The 23046-nt window shown below is 72.6% G+C and carries 25 protein-coding genes; 10 read left to right on the top strand and 15 right to left on the bottom strand.

Annotation, left to right across the window (positions count from 1 at the left end):
* Positions 1-47: 47 nt before the first annotated feature.
* The gene (locus tag AB0N90_RS02250) at positions 48-473 is read left to right on the top strand and encodes an SsgA family sporulation/cell division regulator (protein WP_365192339.1); all 426 of its coding nucleotides are present in this window, start codon (positions 48-50) and stop codon (positions 471-473) included.
* A 10-nt stretch (positions 474-483) separates the two neighbouring features.
* On the opposite strand, the gene AB0N90_RS02245 is transcribed toward AB0N90_RS02250, so the two are convergent.
* From AB0N90_RS02245 to AB0N90_RS02225, 5 genes are all read right to left on the bottom strand, one after another.
* Entirely contained in the window at positions 484-975 is a 492-nt protein-coding gene (locus AB0N90_RS02245) for a GNAT family N-acetyltransferase (protein WP_365192338.1), read from the bottom strand.
* Positions 976-1008: 33 nt separating this feature from the next.
* Complete coding sequence (locus AB0N90_RS02240) at positions 1009-1506, bottom strand: DUF6328 family protein (RefSeq protein ID WP_365192336.1); 498 nt, start codon at positions 1504-1506, stop codon at positions 1009-1011.
* Between the two features lie 52 nt (positions 1507-1558).
* Positions 1559-2542 (bottom strand): aldo/keto reductase, encoded by a 984-nt coding sequence (locus tag AB0N90_RS02235; RefSeq protein ID WP_361670192.1) that lies wholly within the window; start codon positions 2540-2542, stop codon positions 1559-1561.
* 65 nt (positions 2543-2607) lie between these two features.
* Complete coding sequence (locus AB0N90_RS02230; protein WP_365192334.1) at positions 2608-3315, bottom strand: ribonuclease H; 708 nt, start codon at positions 3313-3315, stop codon at positions 2608-2610.
* 45 nt (positions 3316-3360) lie between these two features.
* Positions 3361-4155 (bottom strand): VOC family protein, encoded by a 795-nt coding sequence (locus tag AB0N90_RS02225; RefSeq protein ID WP_365192332.1) that lies wholly within the window; start codon positions 4153-4155, stop codon positions 3361-3363.
* Positions 4156-4288: 133 nt separating this feature from the next.
* On the opposite strand from AB0N90_RS02225, the gene AB0N90_RS02220 reads away from it, so the two are divergent.
* Both AB0N90_RS02220 and AB0N90_RS02215 read left to right on the top strand, forming a co-directional pair.
* Positions 4289-5293, top strand: a complete 1005-nt coding sequence (locus AB0N90_RS02220; protein ID WP_365192788.1) for a zinc-binding alcohol dehydrogenase family protein — start codon at positions 4289-4291, stop codon at positions 5291-5293.
* 35 nt (positions 5294-5328) lie between these two features.
* Positions 5329-6228 carry an aminoglycoside phosphotransferase family protein gene (locus tag AB0N90_RS02215; protein WP_365192331.1) on the top strand — a complete coding sequence of 300 codons (900 nt, stop codon included), beginning with the start codon at positions 5329-5331 and terminating at the stop codon, positions 6226-6228.
* Between the two features lie 28 nt (positions 6229-6256).
* On the opposite strand, the gene AB0N90_RS02210 is transcribed toward AB0N90_RS02215, so the two are convergent.
* Positions 6257-6739, bottom strand: a complete 483-nt coding sequence (locus AB0N90_RS02210) for a VOC family protein (protein WP_361670180.1) — start codon at positions 6737-6739, stop codon at positions 6257-6259.
* Positions 6740-7104: 365 nt separating this feature from the next.
* On the opposite strand from AB0N90_RS02210, the gene AB0N90_RS02205 reads away from it, so the two are divergent.
* On the top strand, positions 7105-7992 hold the full coding sequence (locus tag AB0N90_RS02205; RefSeq protein ID WP_232984199.1) for an RNA polymerase sigma factor SigF: 888 nt from the start codon (positions 7105-7107) through the stop codon (positions 7990-7992).
* Positions 7993-8072: 80 nt separating this feature from the next.
* Here the strand turns inward: AB0N90_RS02205 and AB0N90_RS02200 are convergent, their stop codons facing one another.
* A complete protein-coding gene (locus AB0N90_RS02200) occupies positions 8073-8525 on the bottom strand; it encodes an ATP-binding protein (RefSeq protein WP_365192330.1) in 453 nt (150 codons plus the stop codon).
* Between the two features lie 194 nt (positions 8526-8719).
* Here AB0N90_RS02200 and AB0N90_RS02195 point away from each other — a divergent pair, with 194 nt between their 5' ends.
* The gene (locus tag AB0N90_RS02195; RefSeq protein WP_365192328.1) at positions 8720-10021 is read left to right on the top strand and encodes a streptophobe family protein; all 1302 of its coding nucleotides are present in this window, start codon (positions 8720-8722) and stop codon (positions 10019-10021) included.
* On the opposite strand, the gene AB0N90_RS02190 is transcribed toward AB0N90_RS02195, so the two are convergent.
* Positions 9974-10384: a hypothetical protein gene (locus AB0N90_RS02190; RefSeq protein WP_361670175.1), complete on the bottom strand. Its 411-nt coding sequence runs from the start codon at positions 10382-10384 to the stop codon at positions 9974-9976. The two genes, AB0N90_RS02195 and AB0N90_RS02190, sit on opposite strands and share 48 nt — an antisense overlap.
* A 316-nt stretch (positions 10385-10700) precedes the next feature.
* Between AB0N90_RS02190 and AB0N90_RS02185 the strand changes: the two genes are divergently transcribed.
* On the top strand, positions 10701-11084 hold the full coding sequence (locus AB0N90_RS02185; RefSeq protein WP_365192326.1) for a nuclear transport factor 2 family protein: 384 nt from the start codon (positions 10701-10703) through the stop codon (positions 11082-11084).
* Between the two features lie 79 nt (positions 11085-11163).
* Here AB0N90_RS02185 and mgrA read toward each other — a convergent pair whose 3' ends face one another.
* A complete protein-coding gene (gene mgrA / locus AB0N90_RS02180) occupies positions 11164-12156 on the bottom strand; it encodes an L-glyceraldehyde 3-phosphate reductase (protein ID WP_365192324.1) in 993 nt (330 codons plus the stop codon).
* A 107-nt stretch (positions 12157-12263) separates the two neighbouring features.
* Here mgrA and AB0N90_RS02175 point away from each other — a divergent pair, with 107 nt between their 5' ends.
* Together AB0N90_RS02175 and AB0N90_RS02170 are read left to right on the top strand one after the other, a co-directional pair.
* Entirely contained in the window at positions 12264-13166 is a 903-nt protein-coding gene (locus AB0N90_RS02175) for a LysR substrate-binding domain-containing protein (RefSeq protein ID WP_365192323.1), read from the top strand.
* 43 nt (positions 13167-13209) lie between these two features.
* A complete protein-coding gene (locus AB0N90_RS02170; protein WP_361670165.1) occupies positions 13210-13725 on the top strand; it encodes a DinB family protein in 516 nt (171 codons plus the stop codon).
* Here the strand turns inward: AB0N90_RS02170 and AB0N90_RS02165 are convergent.
* The 4 genes from AB0N90_RS02165 to AB0N90_RS02150 all read right to left on the bottom strand — a co-directional run bounded on the left by AB0N90_RS02165 (position 13707) and on the right by AB0N90_RS02150 (position 17183).
* Positions 13707-14777 (bottom strand): adenosine deaminase, encoded by a 1071-nt coding sequence (locus AB0N90_RS02165; RefSeq protein ID WP_365192321.1) that lies wholly within the window; start codon positions 14775-14777, stop codon positions 13707-13709. The two genes, AB0N90_RS02170 and AB0N90_RS02165, sit on opposite strands and share 19 nt — an antisense overlap.
* Before the next feature lie 261 nt (positions 14778-15038).
* Positions 15039-15965 (bottom strand): M48 family metalloprotease, encoded by a 927-nt coding sequence (locus tag AB0N90_RS02160; protein ID WP_365192319.1) that lies wholly within the window; start codon positions 15963-15965, stop codon positions 15039-15041.
* Between the two features lie 13 nt (positions 15966-15978).
* Positions 15979-16362 (bottom strand): BlaI/MecI/CopY family transcriptional regulator, encoded by a 384-nt coding sequence (locus tag AB0N90_RS02155; RefSeq protein ID WP_365192318.1) that lies wholly within the window; start codon positions 16360-16362, stop codon positions 15979-15981.
* A 392-nt stretch (positions 16363-16754) separates the two neighbouring features.
* Positions 16755-17183 (bottom strand): hypothetical protein, encoded by a 429-nt coding sequence (locus tag AB0N90_RS02150; RefSeq protein WP_365192316.1) that lies wholly within the window; start codon positions 17181-17183, stop codon positions 16755-16757.
* Positions 17184-17394: 211 nt separating this feature from the next.
* Between AB0N90_RS02150 and AB0N90_RS02145 the strand changes: the two genes are divergently transcribed.
* Positions 17395-17850, top strand: a complete 456-nt coding sequence (locus tag AB0N90_RS02145; protein ID WP_361670150.1) for an SPW repeat protein — start codon at positions 17395-17397, stop codon at positions 17848-17850.
* Between the two features lie 170 nt (positions 17851-18020).
* Here AB0N90_RS02145 and AB0N90_RS02140 read toward each other — a convergent pair whose 3' ends face one another.
* Both AB0N90_RS02140 and AB0N90_RS02135 read right to left on the bottom strand, forming a co-directional pair.
* On the bottom strand, positions 18021-18566 hold the full coding sequence (locus AB0N90_RS02140; RefSeq protein ID WP_365192314.1) for a GNAT family N-acetyltransferase: 546 nt from the start codon (positions 18564-18566) through the stop codon (positions 18021-18023).
* Between the two features lie 78 nt (positions 18567-18644).
* Complete coding sequence (locus tag AB0N90_RS02135) at positions 18645-20087, bottom strand: APC family permease (RefSeq protein ID WP_365192312.1); 1443 nt, start codon at positions 20085-20087, stop codon at positions 18645-18647.
* Positions 20088-20262: 175 nt separating this feature from the next.
* On the opposite strand from AB0N90_RS02135, the gene AB0N90_RS02130 reads away from it, so the two are divergent.
* A complete protein-coding gene (locus tag AB0N90_RS02130; protein ID WP_365192310.1) occupies positions 20263-23004 on the top strand; it encodes an exo-beta-D-glucosaminidase in 2742 nt (913 codons plus the stop codon).
* Positions 23005-23046 lie beyond the last annotated feature (42 nt).

Here is a 23046-nt window from a genome sequence, read left to right as displayed (position 1 = left end):
GGGGTACATGGAGGCACATACGCCGATCGTCCCGGGAGGTTCCCAGCGTGAACACCTTCGTGCACAAGACCCTGGTGGTGCAGCTCCACGCCCCCGGCACCGGCCGCTTCCCGGTCCTCGCCCATCTCGGCTACGACGCCGAGGACCCCTTCGCCGTCACCGCCGTCTTCGCCCACGACGGCCATGTGCTGGCCCAGTGGCGCCTGGAGCGGGAGATGCTCGCCGAGGGACTGGACAGGCCGGTCGGCGTCGGCGACGTACGGCTGCGGCCCGCCGACACCGGGATGTGGCACGAACTGCGCCTGGAGTTCCTCGGGGAGACGCGTCCGGACGGCGGGCGGCAGCGGGCGGTGGTGCACGCCTGGGCGCCGGCCGTGGCCATGTTCCTGCGCGAGACCCGGGAGATCGTGCCGCCGGGCCGTGAACGGGCCCCGGTGGACGAGCTGTTGGCGGACATCCTCGCCACCGGATGAGCGGCTGCCGTCACGGGGCGGCCGTCAGCGCGCGCCGGTACGTGAGGCCCGGCAGACCGGACAGCCGGGTCTCGCCGACCACGGTGAAACCGGTGCGCGCCAGCACGGCCCGCGAGGCCAGGTTCTCCACCCTGCTCGCGGCCGTCAGGAAGGTCAGCCCGTACGAGTCGGCGGCCCGTGCGCACAGCTCCCGTACGGCCCAGGTCGCCAGGCCCCGGCCGGTGGCGCGCTCGGCGATCCGGTAGCCGAGGGCGGCGCCGCCGTCCGCCATGTCCACGAGGTTGACCCGGCCGAGGATCTCCCCGTCCGGGCCGGCCACGACATGGAAGCGGCAGCCGCCCGCCTCCTGTTCGGCGAGCAGCGCCCGGTGCCGCTCGGCGAACCGGGCGAAGTACTCGTCGCCCCGGTCGGGGACGGCGCGGGCGAAGTACGCCCGGTTCTCCCGCTCGAAGGCGAGCAGTGCGGGGGCGTGGTCGGGGCGCAGCGGTTGCAGCTCGGGCATGGCGGGACCCTACGCGTCCCGCTCGCCGGGCCGTCACCGGTTTTCCGGGGCGGTGGTGTGCCGGCGCCCGGCCCACAGCGGAAGGCCGAACCAGCACACCAGGTACCAGGCGACGACGGCCGCGACCAGCCAGGGCACATAGCTGTCGTGCGTGGCCACCCGCAGGATGAGCAGCAGGGCCGAGGTCATGGTGGCCAGCAGCAGCACCAGGCCGAGGAAGGTCAGCCGGGCGGCGAGCCGCACCGCCCGGGGCTTGACCCGGCGCCCGGAGACCAGGCGGTGCAGCGAGACCGGTCCGATCAGGGCGCCGGTGGTGCAGGCGCCGAGCACCACGGTGACGATGTAGATGTGCTGGTCGGTGTCGGGCAGTTGGCCGTACTTCGGGTAGAAGACGACGGTCAGCAGGAAGCCGAACAGGATCTGCACGCCCGTCTGGGCGACGCGGACCTCCTGGATGAGTTCACCCCACATCCGGTCGGCCCGCTCCTCCTCGGTCTCATGGCGCCCCCGGTGGCGGTCGTCCTCGGTCATGCGATCCAGGTAACCGCCCGGCCGCGCCTTCAAACGGTGCGCACCCGCGCGGCTACCAGCGGTGCTCGACCTGCTCCGCGATCCGCCGCTCGTACAGGTCCCGGATCGCGGTGAACGTCCCGGGCGGCAGCGGGGGCAGCTTCGCGGCGGCCGCGTTGGCGCGGGCCTGCTCGGGGTTGCGGGCGCCGGGGATGACCGTGGTGACGCCGTCCTGCTCGATGATCCAGCGCAGCGCCAGCTGGGCCGGGGTGTAGCCCTCGGGGGCGAGCGCCGCGAACTCGGCGGCCGCCTCCACACCGGTCTCGTAGTCGACGCCGGAGAAGGTCTCGCCCTGGTCGAACGCCTCGCCGTGCCGGTTGAAGGTGCGGTGGTCGTTCGCGGCGAAGACGGTGTCCTTGGTGTACTTGCCGGACAGCAGCCCGGAGGCGAGCGGCACCCGGGCGATGATGCCGACACCGGCCGCGCGGGCGGCGGGCAGCACCTCGCGCAGCGGCTTCATCCGGAACGGGTTGAGGATGATCTGCACACTGGCCACGTTCGGCCGGGCGATCGCGGCCAGCGCCTCAGCGCAGGTCTCCACGCTCACGCCGTACGCGGCGATACGCCCCTCCTCGACCAGGGTGTCCAGCGCGTCGTACACCGCGTCGGTGGAGTAGACGGGGGTGGGCGGGCAGTGCAGCTGCACCAGGTCGATCCGGTCGACACCGAGGTTGCGCCGCGAACGGTCGTTCCAGGCGCGGAAGTTGTCGAGGACGTAGTTCTCGGGGAGCTGGTCGACGCGGCGGCCCATCTTGGTGGCCACCAGCACATGCAGATCGGGGCGGCCGCTCAGGAAGGCGGCGATGGTCTGCTCGCTGCGCCCGTCGCCGTAGACGTCGGCGGTGTCGAAGAAGGTGACCCCGGACTCGGCGGCGGCCTCCAGGACGGCCAGCGCGTCCTTGTCGGCCACATCGCCCCAGTCCGCGCCCAGCTGCCAGGTGCCGAGCCCGACCGCCGACGCCCACTGACCCGACCTGTCGATTACACGTTCGTCCATGGCGACAGTCTGTCACCCGGCGCCCGCTGCCACGGGAGGCCGGGTCGCTCGGGGCGGCGGCCCGCTCAGGCCTCGGCGGTGCGGCACTCCGGATGGCCCCAGCCCTGCGCGTTCTTGGCGATGGACTCGCCCGCCGCGTAGGAGCGGCCGCACAGGCAGCGCCCGGGGAACTTCGCCTTGATGGTGCGCGACGAGGAGGACGCGGCGGACGCGCCCCCGGTGCGGCGGGCCGTCTTCTTGCGCGGGGCGCCCGACTTGGGCGTGTCGGGCGAGGGCGGCGGCACCGGCGAGCCCAGCTCGCTGCCCGCCGGTTCCTGTACGACGGCGGCCTGGCTGGCCGCGCGGTCGGCGAAGTCGTTGAGCGGGTCGCCGTCGACCTGGTGGGCCGGGACGTAGCGGAACTCCACCGAGCGGCCCTCCAGGAGCGCGTCGATGCTGACCACCAGCTCCTGGTTGGCGACCGGCTTGCCGCCGGAGGTCTTCCAGCCGTTGCGCTTCCAGCCGGGCAGCCAGGTGGTGACGGCCTTCATCGCGTACTGGGAGTCCATCCGGATCTCCAGTTCGACGGCGGGGTCGACGGAGCTCAACAGCCGCTCCAGGGCGGTGAGTTCGGCGACGTTGTTGGTGGCCCGGCCCAGTGGGCCCGCCGCCCAGCGAGCGGGCGTCCGCTCGTCGTCGTCCGAGACCACCCATGCCCATCCGGCCGGTCCGGGGTTTCCCTTCGAAGCCCCGTCGCACGCGGCCACCACTCGTTCACGCATGCGCACGATCATCCCATGACGGCGCCGGTGCCCCGACCGAGCCGGGGAGGCCCTCGCTCAGGCGTCCTCGATCCGGGGCGGCTCGCCCTCGGTGGTGGTGATGTCGATCACCGAGAAGTCGGCGCCCTGGGGGTCGCTGATCGTCGCGAACCGGCCGAAGGGGCTGCTCATCGGCCCGAAGCGGACGGTGCCGCCGAGCCGGGTCGCCGCGGCGACGGCCGCGTCGCAGTCGGCGACGGTGAAGTAGACATTGAGGTAGGAGGGCACCTCGGGCGGGAAGTCGTCGGTCATCCGCATCCGTCCGAGCACGGTGTCCTCCCCCACCGCGAACATCCGGAAGTCCACCGCGTCGTCCACGATGTCCTTGGTGCGGTACGGGAAGACCGCGCGGAAGAACGCGTCCGCCTTCTCGGGTTCGCGGGTGAACACCTCGGCCCAGCAGTAGGCGCCCGGAACCGCCGTCGCCTCGAAGCCCTCGTGGGTGCCCGCCTGCCACACACCGAACACGGCCCCGCTGGGCTCCCGGGCCAGGCACAGGGTGCCGAGGTCGCCGACCCGCATGGGCTCCATCAGTACGTCACCGCCGTGCCGCCGTACCTTCTCGGCCGTGGCGGCGGCGTCCGGCGAGGCGAAGTACAGACACCACCGGGACTGGCCCTCCTGGCCGGGCATCGGCGGGACCACGGCGGCGACGGCCCTGCCGTCGACGGATGCCTGCGTGTAGTGGCCGTACTCCGCCGTGGAGTCGGCGAAGGTCCAGCCGAGGACCTCGCCGTAGAACTTCCTGGCGCTCTCCAGGTCGGTGAACATCGCATCGGCCCAGCAGGGCGTTCCCTCGGGATGTACGGCCATGCTCGCGGCCCTCCTGGAGTCGTCGGGGCCCCCGCCTGCTCACGCTAGCCAGCCCCCGGCCGGGCCGCGCGCCGAGCGGATCGCTGTCGGACACTGGACGGGGGCCGTCTGCGGAAGGGCTTGGGCGATGACGATGCGGGCGTGGTCGGTGGTGGCGCCGGGGCCGGTCGAGGGCGAGCCGCTGGAGCTGGTGGAGCGGCCGGTGCCCGCCCCGGGTCCGGACGAGCTGCTGGTGCGGGTGCGGGCGTGCGGGGTGTGCCGGACCGATCTGCATGTCACCGAGGGCGAGCTGCCGCTGCGCCGGGCCGGGGTGACGCCCGGACACGAGGTGGTCGGCGAGGTGGCGGGGCTCGGCTCGCAGGTGTTCGGCTTCGCGCCGGGCGACCGGGTGGGCGTGGCCTGGCTGCGCCGCACCGACGGGGTGTGCGCCTACTGCGCGCGGGGCGCCGAGAATCTGTGCCCGCGCTCCCAGTACACCGGGTGGGACGCGGACGGTGGCTACGCCGAGTACACGACGGTGCCGGCCGCCTTCGCCTACCGGCTGCCCGAGGCGCTGGACGATGTGTCGGCGGCGCCGCTGCTGTGCGCCGGGATCATCGGCTTCCGCGCGCTGCGCCGGTCCGCGCTGCCGCGGGGCGGGCGCCTTGGCCTGTACGGCTTCGGGGGCAGCGCCCATCTGTGCGCGCAGGTCGCGCTCGCCGAGGGCGCCACCGTGCATGTGATCACCCGGGACGAGGTCTCGCGGCGGCTCGCCCTGGAGCTGGGCGCGGCCTCCGCGCGGGATCTGGACGAGGAGCCGCCGGAGCCGCTGGACGCGGCGATCCTCTTCGCGCCGGTCGGCGATCTGGTGCCGGTCGCGCTGCGCGCCCTGGACCGGGGCGGGGTGCTGGCGGTGGCGGGCATCCATCTCAGTGACGTACCGCCGCTGCACTACGAGACGGACCTGTTCTACGAGAAGGAGTTGCGCAGCGTCACCGCCAACACCCGTGCGAACGGGCGGGAGTTCCTCACCCTTGCGGCCCGCTACGGGGTCCGCGCGACCACCCACCCCTATCCGCTCGACCGGGCCCTTGAGGCGCTGCGCGATCTGAAGGCGGGCCGCTTCGACGGCGCCGCGGTGCTGGTGCCGGGGCGCTGAAATTCCCTCGACAGCGGGGGCGTCGGCGCGCTCGGATGGCCACTGTGAACACACCGAGGATGCACGCCGACGAACTGGATCTCGGCGCCCCGCTGGTCCGGCGCCTGATCGCCCGCCGCTTTCCGCAGTGGTCCGCGCTGCCGGTACGACGGCTCGCCTCCTCCGGCACCGAGAACGCCATGTTCCGGCTGGGCGGCGAGCTGGTGGTACGGCTCCCCCGGCGTCCCGGGGCAGTCCCGGACCTGGCGCACGAGCGGCGCTGGCTGCCGGTGCTGGGACCGCGGCTCCCGGTGGCCGTACCCGAGCCGGTGGGCGCGGGTGAGCCGGACGCGGACTTTCCCTGGCCCTGGTCCGTCTACCGCTGGCTCGCGGGGACGAATCCGGTGGCGGGAGCGGTGGAGCGACCGGAGCAACTGGCCGAGGAGTTGGGGCTGTTCGTACGGGCGCTGCGCCGTGTCGAGGCGGACGGCGCGCCGACCGGTTACCGGGGCGGTCCCCTGCCCGAGCGGGACGAGCCGACCCGCGCGGCGGTCGCCGAGCTGGGCGACCGGGTGGACGCGCGGGCGGTCACGGAGCTGTGGGAGCGGGCGGTGGCCGCCCCGGCACACGGCGGGCCGCCGCGGTGGGCCCACGGCGATCTGTCCCCCGGCAATGTGCTGGTCGACGGCGGGCGGCTCGGCGCGGTCATCGACTTCGGCTGTGCGGGGGCGGGCGATCCGGCGGTGGACCTCATGCCGGCGTGGAACCTGCTGCCCGCCTGCGTGCGGGGCGTCTTCCGGGAGGCGGCCGGCGCGGACGAGGCCGAGTGGGCGCGGGGGCGGGGCTGGGCGCTGTCGGTCGCGCTGATCCAGCTGCCGTACTACTGGGACACCAACCCGGCCCTGGCAAAGAACTCCCGGCATGTGATCGCCGAGATCCTCACCGAGGCCGGGTGAGTCCGGTCCTCCGTGAGAGCTTTCCGTGTCAGTCCCCCGCGTAGGCCTTCTCCAGGGCGGCGACGTCCAGCTTGCCCATGCTCATCATGGCGCGGGCCACGCGGGCGGACTTCTTTGGGTCGGGGTCGTTCAACAGGTCGAGCAGCCGGTCGTAGACGACCTGCCAGGACACGCCGTACTTGTCCTTGAGCCAGCTGCACGAGCCGCCCTCGCCGCCGTTCTCGGTGAGCCGGTTCCAGTAGTGGTCGATCTCCTGCTGGTCGGAGCAGAAGATCTGGAAGGAGACCGACTCGTTGAAGGTGAACTGGGGGCCGCCGTTGAGCGCCATGAACCGCTGGCCGTTGGCGGTGAACTCGACGGCCAGCACGGAGCCCGCTGGGCCGGGTCCCGCGTCGGTGTGGCGGCCGACGCGCTCCACTCGGGAGTTCTTGAAGATCGACACGTAGTAGTGCGCGGCCTCCTCCGCCCGGCCGTCGAACCAGAGGCATGTGGTGAATCCGTCGGTGGTCATGAGCACCTCCTGGATAAGGGAAATCCGGTCGGGGTACAGACCGGCGCGCGGCCGAAAACTCATCGGTGCGGCCTGTCGCGCCGGCCGGGGACGTACGGGCGTTCTTCCCTGAGCTACGGGGAAATATCGCACGGCCGGGGAGAGGCCGCTCCCGCGCCCGGGCCCGACCGGAACGGCTGTTTCCAGCCAGTGCCGTACGAGGTGAGCATGCGCCGAGTCACCGGGGGTACCCGCGCCGTGAACGACCCCACCGGCAGGAATGATCTACCGGATCCGGGGTACACGCCGAGGACACAGCAGTGCAGGGACCGGACGCAGAGGCCGAAAAGGGCAGACGTCGAACCGTGACTTTCGTGGGAGAGGTAATGGATACCGCCGGGATGCGGTCGCAGACAGTGGTCGTCGAGAGGACCGAGCAGGACGGGACGGACACGGGGACACTGCCCGGCATCGGGGACCCCACGTCCGTGGCCCCGCGGGACGCGCGTCAGCTGTCCCGCCAGTTCTTCCGCCGGCTGACCGAGCTGGAGGAGGGGACCCACGAGTACCAGTACGCGCGCAACACCCTCATCGAGATGAACATGTCGCTGGTGCGGTTCGCGGCCGGCCGTTTCCGGGGCCGCGGCGACGACATGGAGGACATCGTCCAGACCGGCATGATCGGCCTGATCAAGGCCATCGACCGGTTCGAGCTGTCCCGGGAGGTGGAGTTCACCTCCTTCGCACTGCCGTACATCGTCGGTGAGATCAAGCGGTTCTTCCGCGACACCACCTGGGCGGTGCACGTCCCGCGGCGGCTCCAGGAGCTGCGGGTGGAGCTGGCCAAGGCGCGCGAGGAGCTGTCCAGCCGTCTCGACCGGGATCCGACGGTCGCCGAGCTGGCCACCTTGATGAACCTCTCCGAGGAGCAGGTGCTGGAGGGGCAGCTCGCCGCCAACGGCTACAACTCCTCCTCGCTGGACGCCGCGCTCACGGGTGACGGTCCCGAGGACGGCGAGGCGGTGCTCGCCGACTTCATCGGAGTGGAGGAGGAGGGGCTGCGCCTGGTGGAGGACTTCCACGCGCTGGCGCCGCTGATGGCGGAGCTGAGCGAGCGGGACCGGCAGATCATCCATCTGCGGTTCGTGGAGGAGGCCACCCAGGCGGAGATCGGGGAACGGCTCGGCTGTTCCCAGATGCATGTCTCACGGCTGATCAAGCGGATCATCACCCGGTTGCGGCAGGGCATGCTGGGCGAGCTGGGCTGCGCCTGAGCCGCGAGGCGAACGAGACAAGAGGGTTTCCCGCACGCTGATCGCACGTTGAACGCCCGGCACCGAGACGGTCCGGGCGTTCAGCGTGGCAGCGCGAAGCGGGCGATCACCCGCTTGCCGACCGGGACCCGCTCGACGGCGACCTCGGTGGCGAGCGCGTGCACGATCTCCAGGCCGTGCCGCCCGATGCGCTGCGGGTTCTTGGGGAAGAGCTGGGGCAGCGCCGTACTGCTGTCGCACACGGACACCGTGACGGCGGTGTCGGTGCCCTCCAGCTCCAGGATGTAGGGGCCGTCGCTGTGCCGGTCGGCGTTGGTGACCAGCTCGCTCACCAGCAGGAGCAGTTCCCCGTCCGCGCCGCGGTCGATGTCGGCGCACCACTCGGTGCGCAGCTGTTCCAGGAACTGGGCCGCGAAGGCCCGCGCCTCGGCGATGCAGCCGGGTTCGCCGGTGAAATGCGTCGCGCGTCTCAGCGGCTCGACGGGTACGTCGAAGCCGGTCGGTATCACTGCCCCGCCCAGATGCTCGGTCATGCTGTCTCTCTCGCGGGCCACGGGCCCGGTCCGTTCGGCCGTATTCGCACCAGTCCTCTTACCCCGAGCCGCGCCCCGCAGTCCAGGCGTTCACCGACCGCGCACCGTGGCGAGCGTCACGGTCCCGCCCGGCCCGCGGCGCGGACGGACCACCCGGCGGGCGGGGTGCCCGGCCGCTGCTTAGCGTGGCAGGCGTGAGCCCCCTGACCGTCTGCGCGCGGCCCGTCGCCCGGCACGGCTGGCCCCAGGCGCTGGCCCTGGTGCTGACCGGGCTCGCGGTGATGGTGCTGGTGGCCGCGGCCGGGCTGTGGGCGGCGGGTGCGGCGGGACTGCCGGACGGCGCGTTCCCCCGGGTGCTCGCGGCGACCGTGGTGACGGCGGTCGGCGGCAGCATCAAGCTCGCCGGCGACGCGGGCGCCCTGGCCAGGACCGAGGCCGGGATCACCGTACTCCCCCTGTCGGTGGCGCTGGCCGGTGCGCTGGTGCTCGGCGCGGGCTTTCTGCGCCCGCTGCGGCGGCGGACGGTCGCCTCGGCCGGGGAACTGGCCCGGTGGGCCGCGCGGATCGCCGTCCTGTGGCTGCCGGCGCTGACCGGGCTCGCCTTCGCGGCCCGGGAGACGTTCGCGGTGGACGTGGGCAGCGGCACGCTCAACGATCTGACCTCGCTGTTCGAGGCGGAGCCCCGGATCGGGTTCGCCGCGGACGTGCCGACCACCGTGCTGTTCGCGCTGCTGTGGCTGGCCGGGGTGCTGGTGGTGGCGCTGCTGGTGGCGCGCCGGGTGCCGCTGCCGGGACGGCTGCCGCGGTGGCGGGAGCGGGCGCGTCCCGTCGCCCGCGCGATGGTGGAGCTGCTGCTGGCCGCGGTCGTCGTGGGCCTCGTGGCCGCGCTCGTCACGGCGGCCTCCCGGGGACATGCGCGGACGACGTTCGCGCTGATCCTGCTCGGCCTGCCCAACCTGGTCTGGCCCGCGCTGACCGTCGGCCTCGGCGCGACCTGGAACGGCCGGGTGGACGGCCCGTTCGGGCTGCCGGCCCCGCACATCCTGGACGTGCTGCTGCGCACCCCCGATGTCTCGGAGGTCAATCTGCGCACGCTGACGGAGTACGACGGCCGGATGGTCTGGCTGCCGGTGGCGGCCGGAGTGCTGCTGCTCGGGGTCGCCGTCCGGGCGGCCCTGCGCTCACCGCCCCGCACCCCGCCGTGGCTGCACGCCGTGCGCCTCGCCGTCGCGCTCGCCCTCACCCTGCTCGCGATCTGCCTGCTGTGCCGGATCTCCGCGCACTACGGGCTGTCCCTGCTCGGCATCGGCGACCTGGGCGGCGGGCTGTCCGGGGAGCTGCTGCTGCGGCCGCGGACCTGGCAGGCGGTGGGTCTGGGCGCGCTGTGGGGGCTGGTCGCCGGGTTCCTCGGCGCGCTGCTCGTCCCGGTGGTGCGCCGCGGGCGGCGGTCACCCGATGGGCACCACGAGCGCGGGAACGGTGCGCTGCATCCGTAGGGCGTCGACGGACTCGGCGAGCAGTTCGTACTCGGTGGTGTCGTCGTTCGCGGCGATCCGCACCAGCCGCCCTTCCGCCAACTCCTCGGCCACGCGCTCCTGTTGGCCGTCGTCGGCGCACCAGGCACGCAGCAGCGCGGGTACGTCGGCGACCGTCTCCGCGACCGGCACCAGCGCCCCCGCCGGAAAGGGGACGGCCTCCGGACTGGGGTCGAGCCGCTCGGCGATCCAGGACGCGCGGTCGCGCAGCCACCACAGAGCCAGTGCCAGGGTCGGCGCACGGTAGGTGCCGAGCGGTACGCCGATACGCCGGCCGCCGCACACCCCGTATGCCGTGACATGGCACAGGAATTCGTCGTGCACGTATCACTCCCCCGTCGCCTCGTCCGGTGTGCCGGGCGGACCTCGCTCTCCGTGCGGCTCCGTGCGGTGAAGTGCCCCTCGATGTTCGAGTATCGCCACGGCCGAAACACTGTCACCACGACTTTCCGGCCACTCTGTTGGCATATTCCCCACCCTTTTTGGTCGAAATGATGGGGTCCTGCGGGGCGCCGCGGGCATGACCCCGGAGGTAATCGACCCGTCGGGCACCCCTCGGGCATGGTGGTTCCACCGGGTCGGCGAAACCCCGATCCGGGGTCCGACCAGCACAGACGACTTTGACGGAGGCTGATTCACCATGTCCGTGAACACCGAACGCTACGAGACCGCCGCCGCGCGTTACTTCGAGGCCTGGAACGCCACCGAGCCGGAGGCGCTGCGCAAGGCGGTCGCCGCCGCCTGGGCCGCGGACGGCTCCTACACCGACCCGCTCGCCGACGTCCGCGGGCACGAGGGCGTGGCGGCCGTGATCGCCGCGGCCCACGAGCAGTTCCCCGGGTTCGCCTTCCGCCCGCTCGGCGCGGTGGACGGGCACCACGACGTGGTGCGCTTCGGCTGGGAGCTGGTGAACGAGGCGGACGGTTCGGCGCCGGTCGCCGGGTTCGACGTCGTCACCCTGGACGGCGAGGGCCGTATCCGCCAGGTGATGGGGTTCCTGGACCGGGTCCCCGAGGGTGCGTGACGGCACGCGGCCCGGCTTCCCCGCCCCGGGTGGGGCGAAGGCCGGGCCGCGTGCGGGGGTCGGCGCGAGGGGTGCGGTGCTACGGCCGTACGATCGCGTCGATCCGCTTCAGTTCCGCCGCGTCGAAGTCCAGGTTGCGCAGGGCGCCGACGCTGTCCTCCAGCTGGCGGGCGCTGCTCGCGCCGACCAGGGCGGAGGTGACCCTGCCGCCGCGCAGCACCCAGGCGAGGGCCAGCTGGGCGAGGCTCTGGCCGCGGGACTCGGCGATCTCCTGGAGCGCGCGCAGCCGTCCGACGAGGTCCTCGGTGACCGCCTCGGGCCTGAGGAAGGGGCTGTCGCCGGCGGCGCGGGAGCCCTCCGGGATGCCCTTCAGATAGCGGCCGGTGAGCAGGCCCTGCTCCAGCGGGGAGTAGACGATGGAGCCGACCCGCAGTTCGTCCAGGGCGTCGAGCAGGCCCTCGTCCTCGGGGCGCCGGTCGAGCATCGAGTAGCGCGGCTGGTGGATGAGGAGCGGGGTGCCGAGGTCGGCGAGGATGCGGGCGGCCTCCCGGGTCTGCTCGGCGGAGTAGTTGGAGATGCCGACGTAGAGCGCCTTGCCCTGCTGGACCGCCGTGTGCAGGGCGCCCATCGTCTCCTCCAGCGGAGTGTCCGGGTCGGGGCGGTGCGAGTAGAAGATGTCGACGTACTCCAGGCCCATCCGCTTCAGGCTCTGGTCGAGCGAGGCGAGCAGGTACTTGCGCGAGCCCCATTCGCCGTGCGGGCCCGGCCACATGAGATAGCCGGCCTTGGTGGAGATGACCAGCTCGTCGCGGTAGGGCGCGAGGTCCGCGGCGAGGGCGGCGCCGAGCGCGGACTCGGCGGCGCCGGGCGGCGGGCCGTAGTTGTTGGCCAGGTCGAAGTGGGTGACACCGAGGTCGAGGGCGCGGCGCAGGATGGCCCGCTGGGTCTCCACGGGGCGGTCGGGTCCGAAGTTGTGCCACAGGCCGAGCGACAGCGCGGGGAGCTTGAGGCCGCTGCGTCCGGTGCGCCGGTAGGGCATCTCGGCGTAACGGTCGGGGGATGCGGTGTACAACGCGACTCCAGGGGGTGGGCACGGATCTTCCGGTCCAGGATTCCCCGGCGGCGGCCGACGGTCCAATGGGAGAATCGGATGGAATTGAGCGGTTAGGCTGCTCAATCATGGAACTGCGTCATCTCCAGCACTTCGTCGCGGTCGCCGAGGACCAGCACTTCACCCGGGCCGCCGAGCGGCTGATGGTGTCCCAGTCGGGCCTGTCCGCGTCCATCCGGGCGCTGGAACGGGAGCTGCGGGCACCGCTGTTCGTGCGCACCACCCGGCGGGTGACGCTGACCGAGGCGGGACGCGCGCTGCTGACGGAGGCCGAGCGGATCCTCGCGCAGGTGCGCGCGGCGCACGAGGCGGTCGCGGCGGTGCAGGGCGTGCTGCGCGGCACGCTGGCGCTGGGCACCGAGCAGTGCATCGCCGGGGTGCATGTGGCCCGGCTGCTGGCCGCGTTCCGGCGCGAGCACCCGGACGTGGAGATCCGGCTGCGGCAGGCGGGCTCGGGCGCGCTGGCCGAGGAGGTCGCGGCGGGGCGCCTCGACCTGGCCTTCGCGTACCGCACCCGCGCGGACGGCGACCAGTTGCGCTCGGTGTCGCTGACCAGCGAGCCGATGACCGTGCTGTGCCATCCCCGGCACCGGCTCGCCGCGACCGGGGCCCTGCTGTGCCCGGACGACCTCACCGGTGAGGTCTTCGTCGACTTCCATCCGGACTGGGGCCCGCGCCGCGCCACCGACGCCGCCTTCGCCGCGGCGGGGGTACGGCGCACGGTCGCGCTGGAGGTCAACGACGTGCACACGCTGCTGGACCTGGTGGACGAGAACCTGGGCATCGCGGTCGTGCCCCGGCACTTCCGGCACAAGCGGCCCACGCTGACCGCGCTGCCGCTCAAGGGGACGGGCGAGGCCGCGTACGAGACGGTGGCCCTGCTGCCGCACGAGCACTCCACCAGCCCCGCGGCCCGCGCCCTCGTCGCCCTGCTGGAGTCGGAGGGCCTGGCGCCGTACCGGTCGTCCTGAATTGCGGACGCGGGCGCGCCGTCCATCTGTGATGGTGGACGGTATGCATGCCAAGGACATCCTCATCGACGGCTACGGCCGCATCCAGGAAGAAGTCCACGACACCGTCGACGGCCTCGGACCGGACGAGCTGCACCACAGCCCGGCCCCGGGCGCCAACACCATCGCCTGGCTGGTCTGGCATCTCACCCGGGTGCAGGACGATCACATCGCCGACGCCTTCGGCCTCGACCAGGTGTGGCTCTCCGACGGCTGGGAGAAGCGGTTCGGGCTCGATCTGCCGCGCGCCGACACCGGCTACGGGCACACCCCGGCCAAGGTCGCGAAGGTGCGGGTGGACAGCGCCGAGCTGCTGACCGGGTACTACGACGCGGTGCACGAGCGGACGCTGGGCGCGCTGCGCTCGCTGGCCGCCAAGGACCTCGAAGGCGTCGTGGACGAGCGCTGGGACCCGCCGGTCACGCTCGGCGTCCGCCTGGTGAGCGTCCTGTCCGACGATCTCCAGCACATCGGACAGGCCGCCTACCTCAAGGGGCTGGTTCAGAGCGCGGCGGCGTAGCCGGGCAGGACCACGTCCTCGATGAGGGCCGTGCGCTCGTCGAACGGGATGAACGCGCTCTTGAGCGCGTTCACCGTGACGGTCCGCAGGTCCTCGACGCCCCAGCCGGCCTCCTCGACCAGCAGCGCCATCTCCCGGGTCATGGTGGTGCCCGACACCAGCCGGTTGTCGGTGTTCAGGGTGACCCGGAAGCCGAGGTCCTTCATCGCGGTGATCGGGTGCTCGGCGATCGAGGTGGCGCAGCCGGTCTGGAGGTTGGAGGTGGGGCACATCTCCAGGGCGATCCGGCGGTCGCGCACCCAGGAGGCGAGCCGGCCGAGCTTGCCGTCCACGATGTCCTCGGTCAGCCGCACGCCGTGCCCGATGCGCTGGGCGCCGCACACCTGGACCGCCTGGTGGATGCTGGGCAGGCCGTACGCCTCACCGGCGTGAATGGTGAAGGGCACGCTCTCGCGGCGCAGGTGCTCGAAGGCGGCCAGGTGGTCGGCGGGCGGGAAGCCGTCCTCGGCACCGGCGATGTCGAAGCCGACGACACCGGCGTCCCGGTAGGCCACGGCCAGGCCGGCGGCCTCGGCGACGCGGTCGAACATCCGCATGCCGCACAGCAGGGTGCCGACGCGCACCGGGGTGCCCGCGGCGGCGGCCTTCGCCATACCGGCGGCCAGGCCCTCCTGCACGCTCTCCACGACCTCGGCGAGGCTCAGCCCGCCCTGGGTGTTCAGCTCGGGGGCGTAGCGCACCTCGCCGTAGACCACGCCGTCGGCGGCGAGGTCCAGGACGTACTCCTCGGCGGTGCGCAGCAGGCCCTCGCGGGTCTGCATCACGGCGAGGGTGTGCTCGAAGGTGGCGATGTAGCGCACCAGGTCACCGGAGTTGGCGGCCTCGACGTACCAGGCGGCCAGCTCGTCCGGGTCCGTGGTGGGCAGCCGGTGCCCGACCTCGGCGGCCAGCTCCACCAGGGTGGCGGGGCGCAGGCCGCCGTCGAGGTGGTCGTGCAGCACGGCCTTGGGGAGGCGGCGGAGGGTGTCGGTGTCGATGCGGGGGGCGGTCATGGCAGGGCGTTCCTCAGCAGGGTTGTACCGGGGTCGATCAGGCGGCCGACGGTGCCGACGGGGTTGGTTAGCCGGTGAGGTTATACGTAAAACCAGATCCTTGTCTACGCGCGTTGCCAGGGAGTTGTCTACGCGCGTCGCGAAGACGTCGGACGGGTGTCGTGACAAGGCCGTTCAGGGGGCCACGCAGGGCCGTTCACGAGGGTCACGCCAGGGGCCCCCGCGGGTTTCGCGCCGAGGAAGCGTCCCGGCCCTGCCGCGTCAGGGCGCTTCCTCGCCCTGCGCCACCTCCACCCGGTGGTGGAAGTCCACCAGCCCGGCCGCCGCGGTCATCCCGGACAGGGCGGTGCAGGCGATGAGCAGCGCGGCGACGGCCCGGCCCGCGCGGGGCCTGCCGGGCGCGCCCAGGAGGGCCTGCACCCGCTGCGGGACCGGGCCCGTGGTCGCCGCGGCCGCGAAGTCCGGCCGCGGGGTGCCTGCGGCATGCCCGGCGAGGGCGGCACGGGCGATGGCCCGCGCGGTCAGCCGCCGGTCCCCCACCCGCGCGGCGGCGGCCTCGTCGGCGGCCCGCTCGGCGGCCAGCCGGATGGTCGTACGGACCGGTCGCAGCGCCGGATGGCAGTGCGCGGCGAGTTCGGCGGCGGCGAGGAAGTAGTGGTGGCCGCCCTCGTTGTGCGCCCGCTCGTGCGCGAACAGCGCCTCCCGCTCGGGCCCGTCCAGGCTGCGCAGCATCGCCGTGGTGACCACGATGCGGTGCGGGCGGCCAGGCAGCGCGTAGGCGTCGGGGCGGGGCGAGTCCACCACGCACAGATCACCGGCGGCGGGCCGCCGCCCGGCCTCGGTGCGGGCGATCCGGAAGGCCCGGCTCTGGCGCAGCACCGAGCGGACGAGGGTCCAGCAGCAGACGGCGAGGACACCGACCGAGGTGGCGGCGGCCGGCACCACGATCAGGGCGGAGGCGGTGTGCAGGGGGTGGATGAACTCGCCGAACGCGGCGAACAGGGACAGCCTGAGCAGCCCGATCAGCACGAAGGCGCCGAGCGCGGCCAGCGAACAGCCGGCGAGGACCACCGCGCAGCCCGTCACGGCCCACAGCGCGGCGGCCGGGGCCAGCCGGGCGAGGGCCCGCCGGGCCAGCACCGGCAGGGCGCAGGGCAGCAGCAGGGGCAGCAGGAGCAGGGCGGTCATCGGCCGGGGGCTCTCATCGGCCGTCGGATTCGAGGAGATCCCGCAGGATGCGCTCGTCGTCGGGGTTGAGCTGGGCGACGAAGCGGGCGAGCACGGTCTCGCGGTCGCTGTCCCGGTCCAGCTCGGTGTGCATCCGCCGGGCGGTGAGGCCGTGGGCGTCCTGGACCTCCTGGACGGGGAAGTACACGAAGCCGCGGCCCCTGCGCTGCCGTTCGACGACGCCCTTGTCGTGCAGGCGGCTGAGGATCGTCGTCACCGTCGTACGCGCCAGGTCCGCGCCCAGGCTCGACTGGACCTGCCCGGGGGTCAGGGGACCGCCGGCGGCCCAGAGCGCGGCCATGACGCTCGCCTCCAGTCCACCGGCCGGCCGGCGTTCGTCCTTGCCGTCGTCGGTCATGGAAATGTCCTCACCCTCCTCGTCGTCCGTGTGCGGACCGTCTACACGATGGTAGTCATACGGGCGCGCGGGGCGGCCCCGCCGGTCGGCCGCGGGGGCCGCGGTACGGCGTGTCGCCCACCTGGACGCGGTGCGGGCGTGTCCGGTGACCGCGCGGACGCGGCGCGGGTCGCTCACGGGCGGCCGACGCGGCGCGGGTCGCCCACGGCGGTCGCCCGGGGCGGCCCGGTTCCGTACGGCCGGGCCGGATCCGCAGGGAGCGGGTGAGCGCCTCGAAGGTCAGCGCGCCCGACGACGGACGAGGGCGAGAACCCCGACGACGACCCCGGCCAGGGCGGCGGCGCCCGCCGCGACGGCCCATGCGGGCGGGCCCGGTTCGTCCGCCGCGCCGATCACCCCCGCGCTGATCGCGCCCGGGGTGATGGGCGCGATGCTGTTGCCGGGGTCGGCGTCCTCCCGCAGCCGCTGCTCGGGCGCGTCGACACGGATCGCCCCGCGGTGTGCTGGGACGGATCGTCGATCCGTACCGTGAAGGGGAAGTCCCGGTGGAAGCCGTCCCGGAGCATCGGCACGTCGAAGCCGGTGGTGTAGAGCCCGTACTCGCACAGGTAAGAGGCGGGCCTCGACCGGACATCGGTGGGCCCGCAGCCCTCCGGAACGCTCAGCACGGTCACGCCCTCGGGGAACCGCACCTCGACCCGGGCGAACGGGATGCTGTTCTCGGCGTCCAACTGGGCCTGAACCGGGCCACCGTGGAAATCCAGGGCCAGAGCGGCCGTGACCGTCTCCCCCACCCCGCCCAGCCGGACTCGCCTGTTCATGTCCCCCTCTCGTCGGCGCGTCGCTCGCGCCCACGAAGACCCGTCCGACCGATTGAAGGTTGTACCAGCCCCTGCGGAACAACCCCATACATGACAACCAGCTCCTCCGCTACACATAAGCCGCGAACAGGCGCAAAATAGGTAGTGCGGTGCTCGCTGAACACCGCATCCACCATTGGTCTGGCCTGCGCATTCGAAGGAGACCAAAGTCATGGCCAACGTCTCGCACAGGGGTGACATGTCGACCCACCCCGATGTCTCCGAAATGCGGGAACGCTACGACCGCATGCTCGGCGGTCGCGATGTGGCACTCGTGGACGGCCCGGTGTTCCTGCTCGGTCTGTACTGCGCGGCATCGCCCTGGATCCTGCACTACTCCGCCGGCCAGCCGGCGCTCATGACCCACAATCTGATCATGGGCATCGCGATCGGGCTGCTGGCGCTGGGATTCACCAGGGCCCCCGAGCGGATGTACGGCCTCAGTTGGGCGATGTGCGCGCTGGGCATCTGGATGATCATCGCCCCGTGGATCGTGGGGAGCGCCCCGGACACCGGTGTGATCATCAACAACGTCGTGATCGGCGCACTGGCCCTCCTCCTCGGAATCGTCTGCGCCGCGACGTCGGCGAAGGCCACCAAGGCCACGAAGAGCACGCCCAGGCCCTAGCGGGGAAGGAAGCACGACGAGGACGCACGAGGAAGGAGCGGATCGTCGAGAACGAGAAAGGGAAGAAGAACACGGAAGGAAGAAGGACGGAGGGCCGGTGCGCCCAGCGGACCGGTCCTCCCTCCTTGCCCCGCGCGGCCTTCTCGTCCGATGACCCGCGGCTCAGCGGCTCAGCAGCTCACGGTGAAGCTCAGCCACAGGTCGGCGGGCAGCGACGGCCGCCCCGGCACCGCCCGCTCGGTACGGCTCCACTCCCCCGGCGCGACCTCCTCCGCGACCCGGTGCCAGAAGGCCGCCCCGCCCGCGTTGTCCCGCTGGAAGGCCACCTCCCACCGGCCCGGATGCCGCCGCAGCACCTCCTGTACGGCGCGGAGCCCCACTCCCCCGCGCCGGGCGCCCCGCACCACGAAGAAGCTGTTCAGCACGCGCACCGGTCCGTCGAGCCCCCGTACGAAGGCGAACCCGGCGAGATGGTCCCCGCGGGTCAGCAGATACGGTGCCCAGCCGTCGCCGGTGAACGCGGACTCCAGCCGCTCGCTGCGGAACGTGCCGTCGGCCGCGGGCAGTCCGCCCTGGTACTCGGACATGTCATGACGGAACATCAGCCACAGCCGCTCCACGGCGGGCCGGTCGTCGATGGTCGCGAGGCGGACACGCAGGTCCACGGTCCCGGTCTCGTTCATGGTCTCGTTCATGTTTTCGCTCACGTCGGTCATGAACGAGAGCCTCCCCGGGCGGACTCTCGTCCGGCCGGGGAGGCTCATCACGCTGCTCGGATCATAGACCCTTGAGGCTCACACGGTCTCGATGTCCCGTCCGGCCGGCCGTTCCTCTTCGGCCTCCTTCGGCCCGAACGGCCAGACCTTCTCCCAGCGCGCCCAGACCGAGAAGGCCGCACAGCCGAGGGCGAGCCAGGCCAGGGACCATTCGATGGGGTGACGGCCCGGTGAGTTGCGGTCAGCGTAGGCGTAGATCACGCACCAGCCGACGAAGGCCACGAGGGACGGCAGCGGGTAGAGCCACATGCGGTACGGGCGGCGCAGATCCGGCCGCCGGGCGCGCAGCACCGTCAGGGCGACGATCTGGGCCAGCGCCTGCACGATCACCATCACGGTGGTGAGCAGCTGGATCAGGGTCGCGAGATCGGTGTGCCGGCCGATCAGGAAGCCGACCGCGGTGATCACACCCATGGTCGCCAGGCCCAGCGTCGGAAAGCGGTGCCGGGGGTGCAGCCTGGCGTACGGCCGGAAGAAGACCCGGTCGCGCGCGGCGTCGTACGGCACCCGGGAACCGCCGAGCAGTCCGGTGAACACGGAGGCGAAGGCGGTGATCAGGATGAGCACGGTGACCGTGTCGGCGGCGCCCCTGCCCCAGGTCCGCTCCAGGACCGCGGAGGCCACCGAGGTGGACGCGATGTCACCGGGGTCGCTCATGCGGTGCCAGTCGACCACGCCGAGCGTGCCGATCTGGAGCAGCAGGTAGATCGCCATGATGCCGAGGATCGAGTAGATGACGGAGCGCGGCAGGACGCGGCCGGGGTCCTTGATCTCGGCGCCCATGTAGGCGGTGGTGTTGTAGCCGAGGTAGTCGTAGACGCCGATGGTCAGGCCCGCCGCGAAGCCGGCCCAGAAGTGGCCGCCGGTCAGATCGAAGGCGCCCGCCGGGTAGGTGAAGGCGAGATGGGGGCTGAAGTCGGTCGCGGCGGCGGCGATCACCAGGAGCACCGAGGCGATCATCACCGTCCACATCACGGCCGTGATCCGCGCGATGTGCTCGATGCCGCGCCACAGCAGCAGCACGACCAGGGCGATGACGCCGAGGCCGGTCAGATCACCGGCCGGGCCGCCGAGGCCGGGGGCGAGATAGCCGAGGTACTGCACGAAGCCGACCACGCCCGTGGACATGATCAGCGGCACGAACAGCATCGCCGTCCACACGAACAGGAACGGCATCAGTCTCCCGGTGCGGTAGCGGAACGCCTGGCGCAGATAGACGTAACTGCCGCCGGAGCCGGGCAGCGCGGCGCCCAGTTCGGCCCAGACCAGCCCGTCGCACAACGCCAGCAGCGCGCCCGCGACGAATCCGATGACCGCCTGGGGCCCGCCGAACGCGGCGACCATCAGCGGGATGGTGACGAACGGGCCGATGCCGCACATCTGGCTCATGTTGATGGCCGTGGCCTGGAACAGCCCGACCCGGCGGACGAAGCCGCCCGGGGGCGGCGGGCTACCGGACATGGGGACTCCTGGAGGCGTCGGGGAGGGGACCCTATGAGAATCCGCGCGCCGGGTGAAGGCGGTTGACGGATATTCAGCGGGCGCTGTGGCGACGGTCGTTGACAGCCCTGGGACGGCGACCTAGCTTAAGCCCGGTTAGTAAAGTTTCCTAACTTTACGAGCCTGGAGACCGTCTGTGTTCCCTCGCCCCGCCCCCGGCCATCGGCTCGCCACGGCCACCGGACTCCTCGCCCTGCTGGGCTACCTCACCACCGGCGCGTGGGCCGACCCCCATGTCCCCGCGCCCCCGCTGCGCCCGGTCGCGGAGCTGAAGGCGCCCACCCGGATCACCCCGGTGCCCTCGGCCGCCGGCACCGCCACCCCGCTCGCCGCCTTCGCCGTCCAGTCCACGGCGAAGGTGGGCGACTCCCCCGTAGCCGTCTCCTCCCCCGGCTACCCGGCACGCGGCTGGTACCCGGCGGGCCCGCGCTCCACGGTGCTGGCCGCGCTGCTGGCCGCCGGGGTGTACGACGACCCGTTCCGCTCCACCAATCTGGCGAAGATCCCGAAGGCCGACTTCGAGGTGCCCTGGTGGTACCGCTCCGACTTCACCGTCGCCGACACCGCGCGGCGCACCCTGCTCGACTTCAGCGGGGTCGTCTCCGCCGCCGACGTCTACGTCAACGGCCGCCGGGTGGCCGCCGCACGGGAGGTGACCGGCGCCTACACCCACCACGAGCTGGATGTCACCGCCCTGGTCCGCCCCGGCGTCAACACGGTCGCCTTCCGCATCCGGCCCAACGAGCCGAGCAAGGAACTGACCATCGGCTGGCTGGACTGGCTGCAGCCGCCGCCCGACCGGAACATGGGCATCGTCCGGGACGTCCTGGTGCGCCGGGGCGGCCCGGTGGCGCTGCGCGACGCGCACGTGGTCACGAAGCTGGCCGTGCCGTCCCTCGCCACCGCCGACCTCACGGTCCGGGCGCGGGCCCGCAACGACTCCGACGCGCCGGTCACCGCCGAGATCACCGGCGCCATCGGCCAGGCGCGCTTCGGCAAGGCGGTCCGGCTCGCCGCGCACGAGACACGGACCGTCACCTTCTCCCCCGCCGAGGTGCCCCGACTGCGCCTGGCCGCGCCGAGGGTGTGGTGGCCGGCCGGGATGGGCGGACAGCCGCTGTACGACCTCGACCTGACCGCGCGGGTCTCGGGCACGGCCTCCGACACCGCGCACGAGTCCTTCGGCATCCGTGACGTCCGGGCACCGCTGAACGCGGCCGGGGCGCGCCAGTACCGGATCAACGGCCAGCCGCTGCTGATCAAGGGCGGCGGCTGGTCCCCGGACGAGTTCCTGCGCTGGGACCGCGGCTACGCCGAGGACCGGCTGCGGTACGCCATCGACCTCGGTCTGAACACCCTGCGCCTGGAAGGCCACTTGGAGCCGGACGAGTTCTTCGGACTGGCCGACCGGTACGGGGTGCTCACGCTGCCGGGCTGGGAGTGCTGCACCAAGTGGGAGGGGCAGGTCAACGGCACGGAGAACGGGGAGAAGTGGACCCCGGCCGACTATCCGGTGGCCAAGGCGTCCATGGCCGCCGAGGCCGCCCGGCTGCGGGACCACCCGAGCGTGATCTCCTTCCTGATCGGCAGCGACTTCGCGCCCGACGCGACGATCGAGAAGAACTACCTGGACGCGCTGCGGGCCGCCGACTGGAACCTCCCGGTCGTCTCCGCCGCCTCCGCCAAGTCCTCGCCGCAGCTGGGCAGTTCGGGCATGAAGATGACCGGGCCCTACGACTGGGTGCCGCCGGACTACTGGTACGCCAAGCGCGAGGGCGGGGCCACCGGCTTCAACTCCGAGACCAGCGCGGGCCCGAGCATCCCCACCCTGGACACCCTGCGCCGGATGCTCACCCCGGCCGAGCTGGACAGCCTCTGGCGGGATCCCGGGGCCAAGCAGTACCACCGCTCGCCGTCCGCCACCTTCGGCACGCTCTCGCTCTACGACGCCGCGCTCGCCGCCCGCTACGGCGCCCCCACCGGCCTGGCCGACTACGTCCGCAAGGCCCAGCTGGCCCAGTACGAGAACGTGCGGGCCCAGTTCGAGGCGTACGGCCGCAACGCGACGGACCCGCAGGAGCCGTCCACCGGGGTGATCCACTGGATGTTCAACAGCGGCTGGACGTCCCTGCACTGGCAGTTGACGGACCGCTATCTCGACCAGAACGGCGCCTACTTCGGCGCGAAGAAGGCCAACGAGCCGCTGCACATCCAGTACGGCTACGACGACCGCTCGGTGACGGTGGTGAACAACCGGCACACGACGCGGCGGGGCCTGTCCGCACGGGCCACGCTCTTCGACCCGGACGGCACCCTGCGCTACGACGGGACGGCCACCGGGCTCTCGGTGGCCGGGGACGGGGCCCACACGAACGCGCTGACCCTGCCGGACGCGGTGCCCGGACTGTCGCGGACGTATCTGCTGCGACTGGTGCTGACCGACGCGGACGGCCGGGAGGTGAGCCGGAACGTGTACTGGCTCTCCGGCAAGCAGGACACGCTCGACTGGCCGCGCACCACCTGGTGGTACACGCCGACGACCGGCTACGCCGACCTCACCGGTCTCGCCTCGATGGCGCCGGTGCCGGTGGCGGCGACGGCCACCACCCGTTCGGACGGCGGCACTTCGACCACCACGGTGACCCTGCGCAACACCACGGACGGGCGGACGCCCTCGCTGCTGACGGATGTGCATCTGGTCGACGGGCGCGGGGCGCCGGTGCTGCCGGTGCGCTGGTCGGACAACGAGGTCGGGCTGTGGCCGGGCGAGTCGGTGACGCTGACCGCCGTCTACCGGACGGCCGATCTGCACGGCGCGGCCCCGCGGGTGCGGGTCTCCGGGTGGAACACCCCGGAGCGGACCGTGCCGGGGGCATGACGAGGGGGGTGGGCCCCGCCGGACCCACCCCCCTCGCGTGCG

This window comes from Streptomyces sp. NPDC093018, assembly GCF_040684035.1.
GTDB lineage: Bacteria > Actinomycetota > Actinomycetes > Streptomycetales > Streptomycetaceae > Streptomyces > Streptomyces murinus.
Note: the sequence above shows the minus strand (reverse complement) of the source record. Positions and strands in the feature narration are given on the sequence as shown.

Coding starts and splice junctions, on each gene's coding strand:
- AB0N90_RS02245 (WP_365192338.1), bottom strand. CDS start 975: ATGCCCGAGCTGCAACCGCTGCGCCCCGACCACGCCCCCGCACTGCTC.
- AB0N90_RS02240 (WP_365192336.1), bottom strand. CDS start 1,506: ATGACCGAGGACGACCGCCACCGGGGGCGCCATGAGACCGAGGAGGAG.
- AB0N90_RS02235 (WP_361670192.1), bottom strand. CDS start 2,542: ATGGACGAACGTGTAATCGACAGGTCGGGTCAGTGGGCGTCGGCGGTC.
- AB0N90_RS02230 (WP_365192334.1), bottom strand. CDS start 3,315: ATGATCGTGCGCATGCGTGAACGAGTGGTGGCCGCGTGCGACGGGGCT.
- AB0N90_RS02225 (WP_365192332.1), bottom strand. CDS start 4,155: ATGGCCGTACATCCCGAGGGAACGCCCTGCTGGGCCGATGCGATGTTC.
- AB0N90_RS02220 (WP_365192788.1), top strand. CDS start 4,289: ATGCGGGCGTGGTCGGTGGTGGCGCCGGGGCCGGTCGAGGGCGAGCCG.
- AB0N90_RS02215 (WP_365192331.1), top strand. CDS start 5,329: ATGGCCACTGTGAACACACCGAGGATGCACGCCGACGAACTGGATCTC.
- AB0N90_RS02210 (WP_361670180.1), bottom strand. CDS start 6,739: ATGACCACCGACGGATTCACCACATGCCTCTGGTTCGACGGCCGGGCG.
- AB0N90_RS02205 (WP_232984199.1), top strand. CDS start 7,105: ATGGATACCGCCGGGATGCGGTCGCAGACAGTGGTCGTCGAGAGGACC.
- AB0N90_RS02200 (WP_365192330.1), bottom strand. CDS start 8,525: ATGACCGAGCATCTGGGCGGGGCAGTGATACCGACCGGCTTCGACGTA.
- AB0N90_RS02185 (WP_365192326.1), top strand. CDS start 10,701: ATGTCCGTGAACACCGAACGCTACGAGACCGCCGCCGCGCGTTACTTC.
- AB0N90_RS02175 (WP_365192323.1), top strand. CDS start 12,264: ATGGAACTGCGTCATCTCCAGCACTTCGTCGCGGTCGCCGAGGACCAG.
- AB0N90_RS02170 (WP_361670165.1), top strand. CDS start 13,210: ATGCATGCCAAGGACATCCTCATCGACGGCTACGGCCGCATCCAGGAA.
- AB0N90_RS02165 (WP_365192321.1), bottom strand. CDS start 14,777: ATGACCGCCCCCCGCATCGACACCGACACCCTCCGCCGCCTCCCCAAG.
- AB0N90_RS02160 (WP_365192319.1), bottom strand. CDS start 15,965: ATGACCGCCCTGCTCCTGCTGCCCCTGCTGCTGCCCTGCGCCCTGCCG.
- AB0N90_RS02155 (WP_365192318.1), bottom strand. CDS start 16,362: ATGACCGACGACGGCAAGGACGAACGCCGGCCGGCCGGTGGACTGGAG.
- AB0N90_RS02150 (WP_365192316.1), bottom strand. CDS start 17,183: ATGAACAGGCGAGTCCGGCTGGGCGGGGTGGGGGAGACGGTCACGGCC.
- AB0N90_RS02145 (WP_361670150.1), top strand. CDS start 17,395: ATGGCCAACGTCTCGCACAGGGGTGACATGTCGACCCACCCCGATGTC.
- AB0N90_RS02140 (WP_365192314.1), bottom strand. CDS start 18,566: ATGACCGACGTGAGCGAAAACATGAACGAGACCATGAACGAGACCGGG.
- AB0N90_RS02135 (WP_365192312.1), bottom strand. CDS start 20,087: ATGTCCGGTAGCCCGCCGCCCCCGGGCGGCTTCGTCCGCCGGGTCGGG.